Raw genomic sequence first — 19,640 nt, 5'->3', positions numbered from 1 at the left:
CAATAATAATATCATGAAACAATTCATTTACGCTTCGATACTTATTTTTCTCGCATCCTGCGGAACCGATAAGCCTAAAGATAAAAGCGCGGAGCTTGCCGACTTAAAAAAGCAACAGTTAGAGATCAATAAGAAAATCGCCGAGCTGGAAACACAGGTGGGTAAAAAGGATTCGGCACGGACCGTAGACGTATCGGCGGTCGCTGTTCAGCCAACCTCTTTCACCAGTTACATCGAGGTGCAGGGCGCCATTGACGCCGATGAGAACGTTTCGGCTAACCCTGAAGCTCCGGGAATCATCACGGCGGTATATGCCGTTGCCGGTCAGCAGGTGAAAAAAGGACAGCTCATCGCCAGGCTCGATAACCGCGCGCTGGAACAGCAGATCCTGCAGGCACGGAGCTCGCTCGAGCTGTCAAATACCTTGTACCAGCGCCAGAAGAACCTTTGGGACCAGAAGATCGGTACCGAGGTGCAGTTCCTGCAGGCAAAAACCTCCCGGGATATTGCGCAGAAATCCCTGGATGCTTTAAACGCACAAGCGTCTATGTACCGCATTGTTGCACCTATCAGCGGAACGCTGGATAAAATGGACCTTAAAGTAGGGATGGCTGTTCAGCCGGGAACACCGGGCGCGCAGATCGTCAACCTTAGCAAACTTAAGGTGAAAGCATCCGTAGCGGAAACTTACGCCGGAAAAGTTAGCAAGGGCGATAACGTGCTCGTTGCGATTCCCGATGCCTCCGATTCCGTGAAAACAACGGTTAGCTTTATTTCGAAAGTGATCGATCCTGCGTCGCGGAGCTTTATCGTAGAAGTAAAGCTGCCCGCCAGGAACAACCTTAAACCCAATATGACCGCGGTGCTTAACATCGTTGACTATGCGAAGAAAAATGCACTTGTGGTGCCCGTTAAAGCCATCCTGCGTTCAGAAAAAGGTGAATATGTGTTTATTTCTGAAAACGGTAAGGCGAAACGTGTAAACGTAAGCGTAGGTAATAACTACCGCGGCCAGGTGGAGATCGTTTCCGGCTTAAAGGCCGGCGATAAGGTGATCACCGATGGTAACCAGGATGTCGAAGAAGGAGATATTTTAAAGACAGGCGGAATTTAGTGGTCGGCCGACAGCTGATTACTCCCACGATAATTTAGTTAACCCAGGCCGACGCTGAAAGCTGAAAGCTGAAAATACTTCGAAATGAAGGACCTAGAAAAAGAATTTAAGCCCTCCAGCTGGGCGATCGATAACCGGACGGCGATCTATGTACTGACGCTGATCATTTCGGTGATGGGGCTGATCGCCTACAATAACCTTCCGAAAGAGAACTTCCCGGAAATCCAGGTGCCCAAGATCTTTATCCAGACGCTGTACCCCGGTACGTCGCCTGAGAATATGGAGAAACTGATCACCAAACAAATAGAAAAACAGCTTAAGTCTGTTCAGGGGCTTAAAAAGCTTACCTCGAACTCTTACCAGGATGTATCGATCATCACTGCGGAGTTTGCGGTGAATGTCGACATCAAGGATGCCAAACAACGCATCAAGGATGGCGTCGACAGGGCCAAGACCGATCTCCCGCAGGGCGACACCAGGTTAAAGGAGCCGCAGATCCTCGACATTAACCTATCTGATCTCCCGGTGATGTACGTGAACATTTCAGGCGATTACGACCTTAAGAAGCTTAAGGAGTACGCAGACGATATCCAGGAGCGCATCGAAGGTTTTCCGGAGATCTCGAAAGTGGATATCGTAGGTGCGCTGGATCGCGAGATCCAGATCAACGTCGACCTTAACAAGATGTCGGCTGCATTTGTAAGCTTCCAGGACATCCGCAATGCGGTAGGTGCAGAAAACGTGACTTCCTCGGCAGGTACAGTGCCCGTCGACGGAGTTCGCCGGAGCATTAACATCAAGATGGATTTTAAATCTGCGGAAGAGATCGCCGAAATAACGATCGTGAACCCGCAGGGCAGGCCTATTAAGCTAAGCGATATCGCGGAGGTAAAAGACTCTTTCAAAACCCAGGAAAGTTACGCACGCCTGTATGGTAAGAACGTAATTACGCTGAATATCATCAAAAGAGCGGGGCAGAACCTGATCGAAGCCTCGGACAAGATCCAGGCGCTCATCAAAGAGATGAAAGAAAGCGAGCTCCCCAGGGGATTAGAAGTTAAAATTACGGGCGACACCTCCAATAAAACCCGTGTTACGCTTCACGACCTGATCAATACCATTATTATCGGGTTTATACTGGTTACCGTAGTATTAATGTTTTTCATGGGGGTTACTAACGCGATCTTCGTAGCGCTTTCGGTGCCGCTTTCCTGCTTTATCGCATTCCTGGCGATGCCGGCATTGGGCGGGGTGATGGACTTCAACTTTACGATGAATATGATCGTGCTGTTCTCGTTCCTGCTCGCACTCGGTATCGTGGTAGACGACGCGATCGTGGTGATCGAAAATACCCACCGTATATTCGAAAACGGGAAAGTCCCGATTAAGAAAGCCGCAAAAATGGCCGCAGGTGAGGTATTTATGCCGGTGCTTTCGGGTACGCTGACCACGCTGGCGCCATTCGTTCCGCTGCTGTTCTGGAACAGTATTATCGGGGAGTTTATGTTCTTCCTGCCGTTAACACTGATCGTAACACTCCTGGCATCGCTCGTGGTGGCCTATATTATTAACCCGGTTTTCGCGGTCGACTTTATGAAACCACACGTAGAGCACGAGCACGGCAAGCCCAAATTTGATCGAAGGGTGATGATCACCCTGGGCGTATTCGTCTTCGTTGCTTTACTGGGCTTCCTGGTGAACGTGGGTTTAGGGCGCTTTGTGTTATTTGTGGCTTTATTATACTTGTTGAACCATTTTGTGCTCGGCGGCCTTATCCGTGGGTTCCAGGAACGTGCGTGGCCTGCTTTCCAGGGTTGGTATACCAAACGACTCGACTGGTTCCTTCACCGGCCGTGGACAACCCTGGGGGGAACCTTTGTGCTGTTCATATTATCGATCGTATTTACGGTGATCCGCAAACCTAAGGTAGAATTCTTCCCTTCCGCAGATCCGAACTTCGCGTACGTATATATTCAACTACCGGTAGGTACCGACCAGGCGTACACCAACATGGTGACCCATAAGGTAGAGGATAAAGTAATGGCGACCGTCGGTAAAAATAACCCGCTGGTATCTTCCATCATCTCGAACGTTACGGTGGGGGTTACCGATCCCCAGGACGAGGACCAGGGTAACTATCCCAACAGGGGAAAAGTGACCGTCGCTTTCGTGGAGTTCGGTGAGCGCGACGGTGGAGACACCAAGGTGCTGTTAAACAAGATCAGGGAATCGGTAAAAGGGATCCCGGGCGCCCAGATCAGCGTAACGCAGGAGCAGGGCGGGCCGCCGCAACAGAAACCGATCGCTATCGATATTACGGGCGATAACCTCGATTCGCTGGTGAGCGCTTCTGAGCGGCTTCGTAACTACCTGGTAAAGAAAAATATTCCCGGTGTGGAAGAGCTGAAGTCCGACTTCCAGAACAACAAACCGGAGGTGATATTTAACATCGACCGGGAGCGGGCCAACAGGCAGAGCGTATCTACCGGCCAGATCGCACAAAACCTGGGAACAGCCATTTACGGTGCCGAGCTTTCTAAGTTCCACGACCAGAAAGAGGATTACGAGATTAACGTAAGGGCTAAAGAAGACCAGCGCAATAACCTGGATGCCTTAAAGAACATGAAGGTAACTTATCGTGATATGGGTATGGGCGGACAGATCAGGCAGGTGCCGATTTCTTCGTTTGCCGACATTAGCTACCAGAATTCGTATGGCGGTATTAAGAGAAGGCAGGAAAAGCGGATCATCATTCTTTCGTCGAACGTATTGAGCGAGTTCAATCCTAACGAAGTGGTTGGCGCGGTTCAGCAGGAAATCAATAATTTTAAAGCTCCTGCCGGGGTAACTATTAAAATGGGCGGCGGGCAGGAAGAGCAAGCCGAGGCGGGTGCGTTCCTGGCAGGCGCGTTATTATCTGCGGTCGGCATGATCATCATTATCCTGATCCTGCTCTTTAACTCGGTTGGTAAGATGCTTATTATCCTGAGCGAGATCTTGTTCAGTATTATCGGGGTACTGCTCGGGCTTTCTATCTTTAACATGAACTTTAGCGTAGTAATGACCATGATCGGCATCATTGCGCTCGCCGGGGTGGTGGTCCGCAACGGTATCCTGCTCGTGGAGTTTTCTGATTACATGATCGAGCAGGGTATGAGCCCTTATGAAGCTACGCTCGAAGCAGGGCGCACGCGTATGACGCCGGTAATCCTGACCGCCATCGCGGCGATCCTCGGGCTAATCCCGCTGGCCGTTGGCCTGAACATCGATTTTACCACCATGTTCACCGAATTTAACCCGAAGATCTACTTTGGAGGAGATAACGTGGCATTCTGGGGACCACTGTCGTGGACGATGATCTTTGGTTTGGCCTTCGGTACTTTCATCACGCTGATCCTGGTGCCGTGTATGTACCTCCTGCGCATCAAGGTAAAGAACCAGTTCTCGCCGGCTAAAAAGAAGACAGCGGTAGTTGCTGAACATAATTAAGAAAGTAACCGGCAACCCCGGTTACTCCCAATAAAAAAAACCGGTAAGCATAGGGCTTACCGGTTTTTCGCGTTTACAGGCTACCTGTTGTAAGTAGAACTGTTCCTGATTATTTTACAGAATCAGTTTTAGTAGAGTCCATAGTGGTAGAATCAGTCATGGTCGAGTCAGTCATAGTAGCTGAAGAATCAACGGTTACTGAATCAGAATCAGCAGCGCCAGCTTCTGTTTTGCTTGAGCTGCAAGCGGCAACTGATAAAGAAAGAGCAAGAGCTAAAAAGCCGAATTTAAATAAATTTTTCATGTTGTTTTGTTTGAGTTTGTTGAGTTTGATTGTGAGTTATGCGAAAATAGTAAAATTTGCAATATATTATAAAATATTAACAAAAAAAGCCGCTAAGTTTTAGCGGCTTTTAATTTCTTTCGAAAGATTAGTGTTTTACTGAATCTTTTGCAGCGTCTGCAGTCGAATCAACCGAATCAACAGTAGCGGAAGCAGTAGAATCGATAGAATCAACAGAAGCAGCGGCGATTGAGTCAGAATCAGCACTACCTTCTGAAGTTTTAGAAGAGTTACAAGCAGCTACAGATAATGCGATCGCTAAAGCTAAGAAGCCGAATTTGAATGAATTTTTCATGTGTTTTTTCTTTGTAATTTTAACTAAGTTTCAATGCTTAATACCGCGGGACCGAAAAGGTAACCCGGTGAAATGTATTTTTTTTTATTTTTTTAATTCGATTTTTTCAAGCCCCTTTCCGGTCCGACGGCTGGCTTTGAAAGTTAAATACTGTCTTTTTTTACAATCCCCACGGTATCTACCTGGGCTGTATCGGGGTTAAGGGAATCGACCACCGAAGTATCTACCGAAGTAGAGTCGCCGGGGTGGGTGCCGGTGTTGTTGGGTGGGTCGCAGGCCATTGCGCCTAAAGCGATTGTCATTGCGAGGAAGGCAAGTTTAAGTGTGTTTTTCATGTTCGTTAAGTTTTAAAGTCGTTCGGATTTTTGAATTGATACGCCGTTTGTAAAAAAGGTAACCTGCTGTTTTGCCCTTAAATATTTTCTTTATCATTGGGTTACAATTGAGCAGTGTAGCGTATTAATGGTGAAAAACGAGATTAAAAAGCCTGGGCCAACAGATAGTGATTTTGTCTTCGGTCTCTTAAATGGATCGAAGGAAACATTAAATGAGTTGTACAAGGCATATTTTCCGATGGTGATGCAGTTAGTGATTACCAACAATGGTGATGAGGATGATGCGAAGGATATTTTCCAGGAGACGGTGATCGTACTTTACAATAAAGTTCAGCAGGGTAATTTTGAACTGAGCAGTAAACTAAAGACGTTCATTTATTCGGTCGCAAGGCGATTATGGCTTAAGAAACTAACGTTACTGGCCCGGAAATCGGGATCTATCCGGGATTTCGAAGATATTCTCCCGGTAGAACAGGACCTGGAGCAGCACGAGGAAAAGGATGAACAGTTCAGGATGATGGGGCTTGCGCTTGGAAAGCTGGGGGAGCCCTGCAAAACCATCATCGAAGATTTTTATATACACAACAATTCCATGCAGGATATTTGTGAGAAGTTTGGTTACACCAACGCGGATAACGCCAAAAATCAGAAGTACAAATGCCTGCAGCGCCTGAAAAAGCTATTTTTCCAGGTTTAATACCACGTAAGAATGAAAAGTGAAACAGATTTGATCAACAAGGCAGAGGCGTACTTCAGGGACGAGCTGTCTGCGGAAGATCGTGAACGTTTTGAACAGCTGCGCGAAAATGACCCTGCCGTCGACCAACTGGTAGTGAATCATTTCAACTTTATGAAACAGCTGTCTGATTATGGCAAACGGCACCAGCTGCTTGCCGACCTTGAGGATATCCACAGCGAACAGGATATTGCGTCCATCAGGCGCTCGGTTACGCCCAACGAGGTGATCATAAAGAAATTATGGGCAAAACATCGCTTTAATCTTGCGATTGCGGCTTCGGTTGCGTTGTTCACCCTGCTTTCTACCTTGCTGTATACGGGTACTTTCAGCCCCACCAAGAGCGATTTAGTGCAGCTGAGCCAGGATTTTAAAGATAAGCTTAGGATGACCGACAGGGAAATACGCTCTGTTAAAAGTCGCTTGAATCATGGCCCGGTAAATCCAGGTACTTACGGCGGTACGGGCTTTGCGTTATCCGGTAATTATATTGCCACGGGCCTGCATATCGTAAAGGGTGCTGATTCGGTATATATTCAGAACAGCGACGGCGAATCATATAAAGGCAGGGTAGTTTATACGGATGCTACCTATGATGTGGCCATTCTCCAGATCACGGATCCGCATTTTAAGGCATTTACGACGTTGCCTTATTTCATTAAGAAGTCTGAATCCGGCCCGGCCGAAGATGTGTTTACCGTCGGTTATCCCCGTGACAGCCAGGTATACGGAAAAGGTTACTTGAGTGCGTCGACGGGCTACCGGGGTGATACGACGCAGTACCAGGTTTCCATCGATGTGAACCCGGGAAACAGCGGCGGACCATTGATTGACAACCGGGGTAACGTGATCGGTTTGATCCAGGCTAAACAGGCGAGTATGGAAGGTGCGGCATTTGCCACCAAATCAAGCTTTCTTTTAAAGGCCATTGAGGCGATTCCTTCTGACTCGTTAACCGATAAATTAGTACTCAGTAAGAAAAACAGTCTTTCCGGTCTGAGCCGCAATGAGCAGTACAATAAACTGAAGAAGTATGTATTTATGGTGAAGGCATATTCGGCCAAGCATTAGCGGTCCACTTCGCCCAGTACAATATCAATGGATCCGATGATCGCTACCAGGTCGGCGATCAACACTCCCCTCGAAATTTCTGAGATCACAGATAAATTGTTAAAGCTCGGTCCACGGGCTTTAACTCGTTTAGGGATCTCTGTTCTGCCATCGCAAACGAAATAGAAGCCCAATTCTCCTTTGGGATTTTCTGCCCGAACGTAAAAATCCTGGGCTTTGGGTACGATCTTACGGGGAAGTTTTCCGCGCGGATCGAAATCCGGTGTACGTTTCAGTTCTTTTTGAAGCCGTTCAAGGCACTGTTCGATGACAAATACCGATTGTTCGATTTCGTCGATGCGTACTTTGTAGCGGTCCCAGCAGTCGCCCACGGTGCCCATCAGGCCTTTGCCTACCGGGATGTCGAATTCCAGCTCGGGGTAAGCCGAGTACTCATCCGCCCTGCGAAGATCCCATTTTATACCCGAACCTCTTAGCATAGGTCCCGAGCAGCCGTAATTGATGGCGACATCGGCAGGTAGTACGCCCACATTCGCCGTCCTGGAAATAAAGATCTGGTTATCCGTTAACAACTGGTTCAACTCAACCATTTTGGGTTTAAAATAGTCGACGAATTCGCGGCATCTTTCTTCAAACCCTACCGGGAGATCATAAAATAAACCGCCTACCCAAATGTAATTGTACAACATTCTTGCACCCGATGCCCATTCGAGCATGCCCATAATATGTTCGCGGTCGCGAAAGCACCAGAGAAACGGGGTAAAAGCACCGATGTCGATGCCATAAGTGCCCACCGCTATCAGGTGAGACGCGATTCTGTTCAGTTCACAAACCAGCACCCGGATATATTCCACCCGCCTGGGAATCTCTTTGTCGATACCGAGCATACGTTCAACGCCCATCGCCCAGGCGTGGCTGTTATTCATCGACGCCAGGTAGTCCATGCGATCGGTAAACGGAATAGTTTGCTGGAAAGTAAGGTTCTCGGCATGTTTTTCGAAACAGCGGTGCAGGTAACCTATATGCGGGATTACCTCCTTTACGATCTCGCCGTCGGTGATCAGCTCCAAACGCAATACGCCATGCGTGGAGGGGTGCTGGGGACCCATGTTCAGGATCATTTCCTGGGGCTCGATATTGGATAGGAGGGCTTCGTAACGTGTCATATTTTAGCTGTCAGCTAGCAGCTGAAGGCCATCAGCCAATCGCAGATAGCCCTCAGAAATCGATTTTAATTCCGTTGTAATATTCTGCCGTTTCATAGTCCTTTCGTAACGGGTGGCCTTCCCAGTCGTCGGGAAGCAGGATCCGCCGTAAGTCCGGGTGACCGGTGAAGTAAATGCCAAGCAGGTCGAAGGCCTCACGTTCATGCCATTCGGCGGTTTTCCAAACCGGGGATACGGTATCAAAAAAGGGCATTTCTCCGGAAGTTTCGTTAACCTGTTTTTTTACTTTCAGGACCAGCTGCGTGTTGTAAGGTATCGAAGAAAGGTGGTATACCACGCTAAAAGCCCGTTCGTCAGCACCATGGTCAACTCCCGTGAGGCAAGCCAGGAAGTCGAAATACGTAGCGGGATTATCTCTTAGTTCGGTGCAGATACCGGCGATTCGGTCGGGTTGGACCAGGAGGGCAGGCTGTAACCCGGTTTCTTCTGTTCCCAGGATAGCATCGGGACCGAACCTCTCTTCAATCAATACTTTTACGTCATTGAAATTCATCTTATGGTGCTAAGCGTATGATTTTCCAGTTCTTTTTATCGGCTTTGCGGTAAACGATCCGGTCGTGAAGGCGGTTGCTTCGTCCTTGCCAGAATTCAAACACCTGGGGACGAACCACATAACCTCCCCAATAGGCAGGTTTAGGGATCTCGCTATCCGCATATTTTGCTTCTAGCGCTTCCCATTGATTTTCGAGTGCCGCTCTGTCGGTAATTTCCTGGCTTTGCGGCGAAACCACGGCGCCGGCCTGGCTGCCTTTTGGCCGCGAATGGAAATATATTTCGGATTCTTCTTTACTTAATTTCTCGACCGTACCTTCAATGCGGACCTGCCGCTCCAGTTCTCCCCAATGAAACACGAGGGCTACTACCGGGTTTTTAGAAAGTTCCTTTCCTTTGCGGCTCAGGTAGTTAGTGTAGAAGAAGAGACCATCGCGGTTAAATCCTTTTAATAGCACTATCCTGGCAGAGGGTTTTCCATCATGTGTGGCGGTTGCAAGCGTCATGGCATTTGGCTCATGCAGGCCGCTTTCCATCGCCTGCGAAAACCAGTGGGAAAACTGGTTAAAAGGATCGGGCGATACTTCCTTTTCAGAAAGTGTAGCTGACTGGTAGTCGCGGCGGAGATTTTCAATTATTTTATTGTCAAGTGCCATTATGAAGAGTTTATGCAAACTTAACAAATATGACGAATGGTGCGTTGATGCTTCGTCATAAACAAACTTTTGCCCCGATTTTTACGTACTTGGTATAGTGATCATTTATTGTTATTACCGCGTAAACAACTTAACCATATGTTAAATCCAACCACTCCCAGGACATCGGGTTTATTGGTGTCCGAACCGTTCATGCTTGATCCCAATTTTAAGCGTTCTGTGGTACTACTGACCGAGCATGATGAAAACGGAACGGTAGGCTATGTGCTCAACCAGCGCAGCAACCTGTTGCTAAGGGATATTCTCGAAGAATGCCCCGAAGCAGATCATGCGGTGTTTGTTGGCGGGCCGGTAGGAGGTGATTCGTTGCATTTTATCCACCGGTGTTATGACAGGATGAATAGTGGCGAAGAGATTGGTAACGGTATTTATTGGGGCGGAAATTTTGAAACCCTCAAGCTGCTGGTAAACAGCGGGCAGGTAGAACCCCACGAGATCAAGTTTTTTATGGGATATTCCGGCTGGGGCGTTGCACAGCTAGACCAGGAGATCGGGCAGAATTCGTGGCTGGTTACCAACCACTACAATAACGACATCGTTTTTCTCGATGATGAAGAAAACTTGTGGAAGGAAGTGGTGATAGGGCTTGGTCCACGTTATGCGCATATCGCCAAGTTTCCCGAGAATCCTATGTGGAATTAATCTCAGATCGGGTTCTCTTCCACCTTCTTTCTTAGCTCGTCTTTAAAGGCGGCTAACCGGTTAACCAGTTGATCGTCGGCAATGGACAGCATTTGAGCAGCCAGGATGCCGGCGTTTTTTGCTGCATTCAGCGCGACCGTAGCCACCGGAACCCCATTGGGCATTTGCAGTATCGATAGGATAGAATCCCAGCCATCAATAGAGTTCGAAGATTTTACCGGTACGCCAATTACCGGTAGCGTGGTTAACGAAGCTACCATACCCGGGAGATGAGCTGCTCCGCCCGCGCCGGCGATGATCACTTTTAAGCCCCGCTCCGCGGCAGACCGCGCATAGGTAAACATTTTTTCAGGGGTGCGGTGGGCTGATACCACGTTCAACTCGTAAGGAACCTGTAATTCTTTCAAGATATCTGCCGCGTCCTGCATAATGTGGAGGTCAGATTTACTGCCCATGATGATGCCTACCATTTTTTTGTGTTAGTGGTGTTAGATTTTTACTTTAACGGTGTCCTGTATCAATCGTGCCTTGCTGATCGCGTTATCACGATCGTCATCTATAACGGTTACATGTCCCATTTTCCGGAACGGCTTGGTAAACTTCTTTCCGTACAGGTGCACATAAATTCCATCCAGTTTTAGGATCTTATCCAGCCCTTCGTATTCTGCGAGCCCCTCAAAGCCCTGCTCTCCCAGCAGGTTTACCATGATGGCATTGCCAATGCAAGCGGTGTCGCCCAATGGCAGGCCGAATATCGCACGAAGATGCTGCGCAAATTGCGATGTCCTGTTGCCCTCGATACTGTGGTGCCCGCTGTTATGCGGCCGGGGCGCCAGTTCGTTTACCAGGATAGTGCCGTCGTTGGTAAGGAACATCTCTACGGCCAGCAAACCGGTAATTTTCAGGTCTGATGCGATTTTTACTGCCAGGGCCTCCGCACGATCGGTCACCTCCCTGGGGAGGGAAGAAGGCGATATCAGGAACTCTACCAGGTTCGCCTCCGGGTTGAATTCCATCTCAACCGTTGGAAAGGTTTTAATCTCGTCTTTCGAATTACGGGCTACGATTACGGCGATTTCTTTATCGAACTCGATCCAGTCTTCCACCAGGCTAGGGGCGTCAAAGGCCTGCTTGAGGTCTGCAGCGGTGGATACTTTATAAACGCCACGGCCATCATAACCATCACGCCTTAATTTCTGAATGTAAGGGAACGGAACGCCCGCAGCCTCCAGGTGCCGCCTCGACGAGAATAGCCTGAACGGGGAGGTGGGAATATCATTTTGTTTGAAAAACTCTTTCTGCAGTCCTTTATCCTGGATCAGCCGGATGACCCTTGGTTGGGGATAAACGAGTACGCCTTCGTCCTCCAGCTTTTGTAAGGCGTCAACGTTTACCTTTTCAATCTCTATGGTGATGAGGTCGAGGTTTTTGCCGAAGTTGTATACGGTGCTGAAATCTGTTAACGATCCCTGTACGAACCGGTTACAAAGGTCTTTACAGGGGGCGTTAGGATCGGGATCGAGAATGTCGACGCTCACGTTAAAGTTGATGGCTTCCTGGATGAGCATGCGTCCAAGTTGTCCACCACCAAGGATTCCTGTACGGAGGTCTCCGTAGAATGCTTTCATAGCTGCAAGTTTAGTGAATTATTATTAAACGATCGACCCGATCAGCTTCTTGGTGTATGCTTCCTTGGGATGATACAGGATTTGTCGCGGATCTCCGCTTTCTTCTATTTTTCCCTTATTCATTACGATCATGCGGTCTGCCAGGTGGTAAATAACCGAGAGGTCATGGGAGATAAAGATATAAGTGAGCTTGAATTCCCTTTGAAGCTCCTGTAACAGGTTTAGCACTTGCGCCTGTACGGACACGTCGAGCGCGGAGACTGATTCGTCGCAGATAATAAATTCCGGACGAAGTGCCAGTGCGCGTGCGATGCCGATGCGTTGTCGTTGTCCCCCGGAAAACTCGTGCGGGTACCTGTTAAAATGATCGGCGGAGAGGTTTACCCGTTCCAGGAGGCTGATCACCTGCTCGCGGCGCTGGTTGTCGTTCACAAATAGCTGGTGAACGCGCATCGGCTCCAGGAGCGATTCGCCGATCGTGGTGACTGGGTTGAGGGCGGAAAACGGGTCCTGGAAAATGATCTGTATGTTCCTGCGGTACTTCCTCATTTCGGTCGCAGGCAACCCGAGCAGTTCTTTTCCTTTAAACAGGATGCTGCCGGACGTCGGCTCGATCAACCGGGCGATACTTCTGCCAAGGGTGGTCTTGCCGCACCCTGATTCTCCTACAAGGCCAACAATCTCGCCTGGATATACATCGAAGCTTACGTCATCCACGGCTTTTACAAACTCTTTGGGTTTTCCGAAAAAGCCTTCTTTTACCGGGTACCAGGTCTTCAGGTTGCGCACCTGGAGGAGCGGGGGAGCCCTATGGAGCGTTTCGAGGCGGCTGTCGAGCTCACGGTCGGTCAGTTTAACGGGAACGAAAGCTGGTTTCTCCCCGTTGATATCGATAAAGTCGCTCATCATCGGCAATACCTTCAGCTTTTGACCCATTACAGGCCTGGAGGCTAACAGTCCTTTGGTGTATGGGTGTTGCGGATGTGCGAACAACGCATCCAGCGTATTGCTTTCAACAATATTACCCTTATGCATTACCAATACATGGTCAGCAATTTTCCGGATCACACCGAGGTCATGAGAAATGAAGATCATACTCATGTTACGGTCTGATTTTATTTTGAGCAGTAACTGGAGAATGAAATGCTGCACGGTTACATCCAGTGCGGTGGTAGGCTCGTCGGCAATTAACACCTCCGGGTCGCCGGACAGCGCCATGGCGATCATCACCCGTTGTTTTTGTCCGCCGGAAAGCTCGTGCGGATAACTGTCAAATATTTTCTCCGGGCGCGGAAGCTGCACCTCGTTAAAAAGGCTGATGGTTTTTTCCCTCGCTTCCGCTACAGAGATTTTCCGGTGGAGCCTGATCGCCTCGGCGACCTGGAAGCCACAGGTCAGCACGGGATTCAGCGAAGTCATGGGTTCCTGGAAGATCATGGCGATGCCTTTCCCGCGATAGCGCCTCATTTCCTTTTCAGGGATTGCCATAAGGTCTGTATCGTGGAAACGGATACTCCCGGTGATCCGGGTGGCGGAAGGGTCGTGGAGACGCATGATGGATAGGGCGGCGACAGATTTGCCCGAGCCCGATTCTCCGACGATACCCAACACGTTACCCGGTTGAAGCGTAAACGAAATGCCCTGGACCACTTCGGCCCAACCGGTTTCCGTACGGAAACTGATCGCAAGATTTTCAGCGGAGATCATGTTACAATGGTAATGTTATTTTCAGTCACTAAGGGTAAGCCCTTAAATCGCAAAAGCAGTTGTGCGGTGGTGATCACGTCTTTCTGGCAATAGTTGCTTATTCGTTGTACGTCGCCCTCTACCCAGTAAACGCGGCCGACGTCAGCTCCACCTATATCGTTCTTTGGTGTAGGAATGCCGAACACCGCTGCCAGCAGATTTAAGGACGTGTAATTTTTATAGTCGCCGAATTTCCAGAGCTCCATGGTGTCGAGGTGACCGACCTCCCACGGTTTTTTACCGGCCATATTCAACTGCTTCGGCAGTTTCAGCCCGTTGATCAGCATACGCCTGCAAAGGTAAGGGAAATCGAATTCCTTCCCGTTATGTGCACAAAGGCAAAGGGAAGCCGGTTGACGGTTAAGCAGGCTAATAAAATCTTCGAGGATCAGCCGTTCATCGTCACCGGAAAAAGACTTTATCCTCAAGCCGGTCTCCGGTGGTTTTCCGTTAAAGATGCCGACCGAGATGCAAACGACCTTTCCGAATTCGGCCCAAATGCCGGCGCGTTGGTAGTATTCTTCAGCCGTCTCGCTTTCCTTACGCAGGCTTCGGGTTTTTAATTCCCACAAGTCAGCAAAATGCAGCGGAACCTCCTGCCAGGATGCAAATTGCGGCACTGTTTCTATATCCAGTACCAGCACTTGCTGAAGATCGATCGTTTCGAACATTTAGCAGATACTTACAAGCCCGGTTAATGCATGATCAGGACTTTCGGGGTGGACGATCAGCGCCTGCGGTTTGACCATCACGTTCAGGCGTCTCAATTTATCTTTATCTCTATGTCCTTTTCTAACAAAGGCCAGGTCATTTTCGTTTGCCGGCTCAATTTCCGCGTGTATTAAATCCATTTTTATTAATCCTGTGCCGTCAATAATAGAAATTTATTTTCTTAATTTGGAATATATAAACGCTTAAAATTAATTTAGGTAAGACTTAGGAAAATATTTAGACAATTATTCGTGGTTTTCTTTAATCATTACTTCTAACACCTCCCAGACATTGGCGGCCACTATCCTGGTCCCTTCTTTGGTAGGATGGATGCCGTCCTGCTGGTTTAATTTCGGGTTACCTGCCACGTGATTCAGCATAAAAGGCACAAAAGCCATGTGATTTTTGTCGGCGATGGTGCGGAATATCGCCCTGAATTGCGTTACATACTGGTTTCCCATATTGGGAGGGACCTCCATACCGAGCAATAATTGCCTGGCATCGGGATATTTCGTCCGCACCTTATCTGTAATTGCCTGCAGGTTGGCAGAGGTCTCGGCAACAGGAATACCCCTCAGGCCATCATTTGCACCCAGCTCCAATACAAAAACATCGATCTTTTGCTTGAGCAGCCAGTCGATCCGCGCTTTTCCGCCGGCTGTTGTTTCCCCGCTCAAGCCCGCATTAACCACTTTATAGGAAAACCCTGCCGAGTCGATCTTTTCCTGGATCACGGCGGGAAGCGCTTCTGAAGGATCGTCGAGCCCATAGCCCGCGGTGAGGCTGTTGCCAAAGAATAGGATGGTCTTAGCAGTTTTTCCTATGGCGTCGGTTGCTTTAGTGGTATCGGGCATCTTTTCTGAATTATTAACGGGCTTGTTATTGCAACTGTAAATTAAAATGAGGATCAGCGGAGCAAGGTGAAAAACTTTCATATTACTTATCTAACGTGTTGTGGGTGCGAGGGTTTCTGCAACTGTAACATTCTTTGCAATGTTTGGTCTCAAATTAAGTCATTTATAGTTACTCATCTACACGGTCGCGCGATATTTCCTGTTGAAATTCACGATATTGTGTCCTTATCATTTAGCCGTGCAAATACTCTCCGCAGAAAACCTGTCCAAAACTTACCAGAATGCTGGTCGCACCCTCACCGTGCTCGATAATATCAGTTTCTCCATCGAAGAAGGCGCTACGGCGGCCATTGTTGGGCCTTCTGGCAGCGGCAAAACGACGCTGCTGGGTCTTTGCGCCGGGCTCGACCGCGCGAGTTCGGGAATAGTTAAGCTTAACGATATCATGCTGAACAAGTTAAGCGAAGATGAACGTGCCTTGTTACGAAACCAATACGTCGGGTTCATTTTCCAGAATTTCCAGTTGCTTCCTACGCTCACGGCGCTGGAGAACGTGATGGTTCCCCTTGAGCTGCGCGGCGAAAAGAACATCAAAAGCCGTTCGATGGAGCTGCTCGACAAGGTGGGACTGGCCGATCGCGGTCACCATTACCCCACGCAACTTTCAGGTGGCGAGCAGCAGCGTGTATCGCTGGCAAGGGCCTTTTCCAATTCACCTAAGATCCTTTTTGCGGATGAGCCTACCGGGAATCTCGATGCCGAAACCAGTGAAAAGGTGGTGAAGCTGATCTTTGACCTCAACCGCGAAGCCGGCACCACGCTGGTACTGGTTACCCACGATATGGAGCTTGCGGCGATGACGCAGCGCACTATCCGGATCAAAGGCGGAAAGCTGGTTGATGGGGGAGCGCAGGTATGAGAAATAGCAACATGAGGTGGCTGGTCACGATGGCGTGGCGCGACAGCCGCAAGAACCGCTCACGTTTATTCCTGTTCATCTCATCGATCGTCCTTGGTATCGCTGCGCTGGTGGCGATCTACTCGTTTGGTGATAACCTGCAGCGCGACATCGACGGGCAGGCGGCCTCGCTGATTGGCGCCGACCTGGTGGTGAGCTCCGGTAAAGAGGTGTCGCCAAAAATGGAAAAGATGCTCGGTTCACTCGGGGATGAGCGTTCCGAGGAGCGCAGTTTTGCTTCGATGGTGTTTTTTCCATTCACCGGCGGAACGCGGCTCATCCAGGTCCGTGCGCTGGATGGCAGCTTTCCTTATTATGGTGAGCTGAAAACCGTTCCTTTATCAGCGGGCAAAACTTTCCGGCAGGGGAAGACCGCATTGGTCGATAAAACGCTGCTGCTGCAATTCAACGCGAAAGTTGGCGACCCGGTTACTATCGGGAACGTTACTTTCATCATCGCGGGAGCCCTCGAGCAAGCGCCCGGACAGAATGGGCTCACAGCCACCATTGCACCCATCGTATATATTCCGCTCGGTTACCTCGAACAAACCGGCCTGATGCAGCGCGGAAGCCGGGTGAGCTACAAATATTATTACCGTTTTAACAAGCCTGACGAGGTTGAAAAGCTGGTGAAAAAACTCGATCCTCAATTTGAAGGCGAGCGGATCGATTCACAGACCATTCAATCACAAAAACGGGATACCGGAAGGGCGTTCGAAGACCTTACCCGTTTTCTTTCCCTGGTTGGCTTTATCGCGTTACTGCTTGGCTGTATCGGCGTAGCAAGCTCGATCCATATTTATATCCGCGAGAAGCTGTCAACCATCGCGATCCTTCGATGTATGGGCACCACCGCTTCGCAGGCTTTCCTGATCTACCTGGTGCAGATCGCCGGAATCGGCCTGATCGGTTCGGTGCTGGGCGCCGCCCTGGGTACCGTGGTACAACAGGTGTTGCCGGTTGTGCTAAAAGACTTGCTGCCGGTGTCGATCACTTCGGCGATCTCATGGATAGCGATCCTCCAGGGGATCGTAGCCGGGCTGCTTGTTTCGCTGCTTTTCGCGATGCTGCCGCTGGTGTCTATCCGGAATATTTCTCCGCTCAATACTTTGCGGATCTCTGATACAGAAACACGCGGAAGCCGCGATCCGCTTAAGTGGCTGGTATACCTGCTGATCCTCGCTTTTATCGTTGGCTTCAGCTATCTGCAGCTGCGGGATTGGAGCGGGGCGTTTACATTTACCGCTGCGGTAGTAGCGGCATTTCTTGTGCTGTCGGCGGTAGCGTCGGCGCTGATGTGGCTGGTGAGGCGGTTCTTCCCGTCGGGGGCCGGCTATTTGTACCGGCAGGGGCTGGCCAATCTTTTCAGACCGAATAACCAGACGCTGATCCTGATGGTCTCTATCGGGCTCGGTACCGGGTTTATCAGCACGCTGTTTTTTGTACAGGATACGCTGGTGAACAGTGTTTCGCTTTCGGCGGGCGGCCAGAAGCCGAACATGATCCTGTTTGATATCCAGACTACCCAGGCAAAACAGGTGGCCGACCTCGCCCGGAAACACCGGCTGCCGATCCTCCAGGAAGTCCCGATCGTTACCGTGCGGGTAGAAGAGATTAACGGTAAGACGGCGGCGGCTGTTAAAAAAGACAACGAAAAGCGTAAGAAACAACCCGGCAAACCCGAACAACTCCCGCCCGGGGCGATCTCGCTGCGGGCATTTAACGGGGAGTTGCGGGCAACCTACCGGGATTCTGTAACCAATACCGAAAAGATCATTGAAGGCAAGTGGCACGGAACGGTAGCGAAAGACGGTATAATCTACGTGTCGCTCGACGAGCGGTATGCCCGATCCATTCGCGCCAGGATAGGCGATAAATTTGTGTACAACGTACAAGGTGCGCTGATACCGACGGTGGTGGGCAGCATTCGTAAAGTGGACTGGAACCGGGTGCAAACCAACTTTCGCCTGGTATTCCCAAAAGGGGTGCTCGAGGATGCGCCTCAATTCAGGGTACTGGTAACCAGGGTGCCGTCCAACGAGGCTTCGGCGAAGTTCCAGAAAGACCTGGTGAGCCGTTTTCCCACGATTTCGGTGATCGACCTTGGTCTTATCCTCAATGTACTGGATGAGATCGTAGATAAGATCGGGTTCGTGATCCGTTTTATGGCCGGGTTCAGCATCGTTACCGGGCTTATCGTGCTTATCGCTTCGGTGCTGATCAGCAAGTACCAGCGGATCCGCGAAAGCGTGCTGCTCCGTACCCTGGGCGCCACCCGCCGGCAGATCCTGGCGATTACCGCCCTGGAGTACTTTTTCCTGGGAAGCTTTGCCGCGGGAACCGGCATCCTGCTTTCCTTCGCCGGAAGCTGGGCGTTGGCTGCTTACCTGTTCGAAACGGCTTTGGTGATAAAGCCGCTGCCGGTGATCTTTATCTTTGTGTCGATCTCGGCGTTAACGGTGCTTATCGGCCTGTTTAACAGCCGGGAAGTAGTAAACCGGGCGCCGCTGGAAGTGCTGAATGCGTAAACCAAACCTTTCTCCATACTGAAACGTATCTAATAGCGATGCTCCGCTCTACAAAGAAAGTCATTCACAAAGTCATCGCCGAGGTTGCGCTGCTTGCGGCAGAAACGCTGGCCGGCCTGGCGCTCTTCCTGGTGTCGTCTATCCTGTTCTTTGTCATCGCCGGCTATGTTTTTCTTGCCCATCGCAGTAGCTTCGACAACCGGGTTTTCAGCTATCTTTCCGGTTTCGTAAGCGATAGCAACAGCCGGTTAATGCTTTTTTTCAGCATCCTGGGCAACGCGGCTTTCCTCGTTACAGCGAACCTTTTACTGATCCTTTACTTCCTGTTTATCCGGAAACGACGGTGGTACTCGGTCCGGATCGTGTCTGTAGCGCTTAGCAGTGTGCTGATGATGCTGATATTAAAGGAATGGTTCGCACGTCCGCGCCCCCCGATGCCCTTGCTCGACCCTGCTATCGGGCTGAGCTTTCCCAGCGGGCATGCTATGAGCAGTGTGACGTTTTACGGGCTGATCATCTTTTTCACGTGGCGCAACAGGCGTATCAAACCAGGTTACCGGGTGGCGATCGCGGCGCTCCTCGTTGCGGTAGTGTTCATGATCGGGCTGAGCCGCGTTTATCTTAAAGTACATTATGCCAGCGATGTACTCGGCGGTTATTGCGCCGGGGCGATCTGGCTATGTCTTTCGTTATACGTGATCCGGAAAATCGAAGAGTACAGCCGCAAAAAGCTGCAGCCCGTGGTAGAAAATTAGT

General features: G+C 49.8%; 20 protein-coding genes. 8 read left to right on the top strand and 12 right to left on the bottom strand.

From position 1 onward, the window contains the following. The first annotated feature begins 13 nt into the window (after positions 1 to 13). Both GS398_RS09115 and GS398_RS09110 read left to right on the top strand, forming a co-directional pair. Positions 14 to 1,114 (top strand): efflux RND transporter periplasmic adaptor subunit, encoded by a 1,101-nt coding sequence (locus tag GS398_RS09115; protein WP_160906457.1) that lies wholly within the window; start codon positions 14 to 16, stop codon positions 1,112 to 1,114. Between the two features lie 84 nt (positions 1,115 to 1,198). Next, a complete protein-coding gene (locus GS398_RS09110; RefSeq protein WP_160906456.1) occupies positions 1,199 to 4,603 on the top strand; it encodes an efflux RND transporter permease subunit in 3,405 nt (1,134 codons plus the stop codon). Positions 4,604 to 4,712: 109 nt separating this feature from the next. Here GS398_RS09110 and GS398_RS09105 read toward each other — a convergent pair whose 3' ends face one another. The 3 genes from GS398_RS09105 to GS398_RS09095 all read right to left on the bottom strand — a co-directional run bounded on the left by GS398_RS09105 (position 4,713) and on the right by GS398_RS09095 (position 5,576). Then, entirely contained in the window at positions 4,713 to 4,907 is a 195-nt protein-coding gene (locus tag GS398_RS09105) for a hypothetical protein (RefSeq protein WP_160906455.1), read from the bottom strand. Between the two features lie 127 nt (positions 4,908 to 5,034). Further along, positions 5,035 to 5,241 carry a hypothetical protein gene (locus tag GS398_RS09100; protein WP_160906454.1) on the bottom strand — a complete coding sequence of 69 codons (207 nt, stop codon included), beginning with the start codon at positions 5,239 to 5,241 and terminating at the stop codon, positions 5,035 to 5,037. 143 nt (positions 5,242 to 5,384) lie between these two features. Continuing rightward, positions 5,385 to 5,576 (bottom strand): hypothetical protein, encoded by a 192-nt coding sequence (locus GS398_RS09095; protein ID WP_160906453.1) that lies wholly within the window; start codon positions 5,574 to 5,576, stop codon positions 5,385 to 5,387. A gap of 130 nt (positions 5,577 to 5,706) precedes the next feature. Here GS398_RS09095 and GS398_RS09090 point away from each other — a divergent pair, with 130 nt between their 5' ends. Beyond that, complete coding sequence (locus GS398_RS09090) at positions 5,707 to 6,273, top strand: RNA polymerase sigma factor (RefSeq protein WP_439649221.1); 567 nt, start codon at positions 5,707 to 5,709, stop codon at positions 6,271 to 6,273. Positions 6,274 to 6,285: 12 nt separating this feature from the next. Continuing rightward, positions 6,286 to 7,383 carry a S1C family serine protease gene (locus GS398_RS09085; protein ID WP_160906451.1) on the top strand — a complete coding sequence of 366 codons (1,098 nt, stop codon included), beginning with the start codon at positions 6,286 to 6,288 and terminating at the stop codon, positions 7,381 to 7,383. Here the strand turns inward: GS398_RS09085 and GS398_RS09080 are convergent. Genes GS398_RS09080 through pdxH form a run of 3 tightly spaced genes read right to left on the bottom strand, consistent with a single transcriptional unit; the run spans position 7,380 to position 9,757 of the window. After that, a complete protein-coding gene (locus tag GS398_RS09080) occupies positions 7,380 to 8,549 on the bottom strand; it encodes an NADH-quinone oxidoreductase subunit D (protein WP_160906450.1) in 1,170 nt (389 codons plus the stop codon). The genes GS398_RS09085 and GS398_RS09080 overlap by 4 nt on opposite strands. 52 nt (positions 8,550 to 8,601) lie before the next feature. Further along, a complete protein-coding gene (locus tag GS398_RS09075; RefSeq protein WP_160906449.1) occupies positions 8,602 to 9,102 on the bottom strand; it encodes an NADH-quinone oxidoreductase subunit C in 501 nt (166 codons plus the stop codon). A gap of 1 nt (position 9,103) precedes the next feature. Next, positions 9,104 to 9,757, bottom strand: coding sequence for a pyridoxamine 5'-phosphate oxidase (gene pdxH, locus GS398_RS09070; protein ID WP_160906448.1), 654 nt, complete (start codon positions 9,755 to 9,757; stop codon positions 9,104 to 9,106). Positions 9,758 to 9,895: 138 nt separating this feature from the next. Between pdxH and GS398_RS09065 the strand changes: the two genes are divergently transcribed. After that, positions 9,896 to 10,459 (top strand): YqgE/AlgH family protein, encoded by a 564-nt coding sequence (locus GS398_RS09065; RefSeq protein ID WP_160906447.1) that lies wholly within the window; start codon positions 9,896 to 9,898, stop codon positions 10,457 to 10,459. Positions 10,460 to 10,461: 2 nt separating this feature from the next. Here GS398_RS09065 and purE read toward each other — a convergent pair whose 3' ends face one another. The 6 genes from purE to GS398_RS09035 form a co-directional block, all read right to left on the bottom strand. Next, entirely contained in the window at positions 10,462 to 10,929 is a 468-nt protein-coding gene (gene purE / locus GS398_RS09060) for a 5-(carboxyamino)imidazole ribonucleotide mutase (RefSeq protein ID WP_160906446.1), read from the bottom strand. Positions 10,930 to 10,947: 18 nt separating this feature from the next. Further along, positions 10,948 to 12,087, bottom strand: coding sequence for a 5-(carboxyamino)imidazole ribonucleotide synthase (locus GS398_RS09055; protein ID WP_160906445.1), 1,140 nt, complete (start codon positions 12,085 to 12,087; stop codon positions 10,948 to 10,950). A gap of 24 nt (positions 12,088 to 12,111) precedes the next feature. After that, positions 12,112 to 13,794, bottom strand: coding sequence for an ABC transporter ATP-binding protein (locus tag GS398_RS09050; RefSeq protein ID WP_160906444.1), 1,683 nt, complete (start codon positions 13,792 to 13,794; stop codon positions 12,112 to 12,114). Then, entirely contained in the window at positions 13,791 to 14,504 is a 714-nt protein-coding gene (locus GS398_RS09045; protein ID WP_160906443.1) for a 3'-5' exonuclease, read from the bottom strand. Before GS398_RS09045 ends, GS398_RS09050 begins: the two co-directional genes overlap by 4 nt. After that, positions 14,505 to 14,684 (bottom strand): hypothetical protein, encoded by a 180-nt coding sequence (locus tag GS398_RS09040; protein ID WP_160906442.1) that lies wholly within the window; start codon positions 14,682 to 14,684, stop codon positions 14,505 to 14,507. Between the two features lie 105 nt (positions 14,685 to 14,789). After that, on the bottom strand, positions 14,790 to 15,479 hold the full coding sequence (locus GS398_RS09035) for an arylesterase (RefSeq protein ID WP_160906441.1): 690 nt from the start codon (positions 15,477 to 15,479) through the stop codon (positions 14,790 to 14,792). 157 nt (positions 15,480 to 15,636) lie between these two features. Between GS398_RS09035 and GS398_RS09030 the strand changes: the two genes are divergently transcribed. From GS398_RS09030 to GS398_RS09020, 3 genes are read left to right on the top strand one after another with little or no spacing between them, the layout of a single operon-like run. Continuing rightward, positions 15,637 to 16,317: an ABC transporter ATP-binding protein gene (locus GS398_RS09030; protein ID WP_160906440.1), complete on the top strand. Its 681-nt coding sequence runs from the start codon at positions 15,637 to 15,639 to the stop codon at positions 16,315 to 16,317. Between the two features lie 11 nt (positions 16,318 to 16,328). Beyond that, entirely contained in the window at positions 16,329 to 18,884 is a 2,556-nt protein-coding gene (locus tag GS398_RS09025) for an ABC transporter permease (protein WP_237488147.1), read from the top strand. A gap of 38 nt (positions 18,885 to 18,922) precedes the next feature. After that, positions 18,923 to 19,639 (top strand): phosphatase PAP2 family protein, encoded by a 717-nt coding sequence (locus GS398_RS09020; RefSeq protein ID WP_160906439.1) that lies wholly within the window; start codon positions 18,923 to 18,925, stop codon positions 19,637 to 19,639. Position 19,640 lies beyond the last annotated feature (1 nt).

This window comes from Hufsiella ginkgonis, from assembly GCF_009834915.1.
Lineage (GTDB): Bacteria > Bacteroidota > Bacteroidia > Sphingobacteriales > Sphingobacteriaceae > Hufsiella > Hufsiella ginkgonis.
The sequence above is the reverse complement of the archived record's forward strand: the minus strand, read 5'-3'. Positions and strand labels throughout refer to the sequence as shown.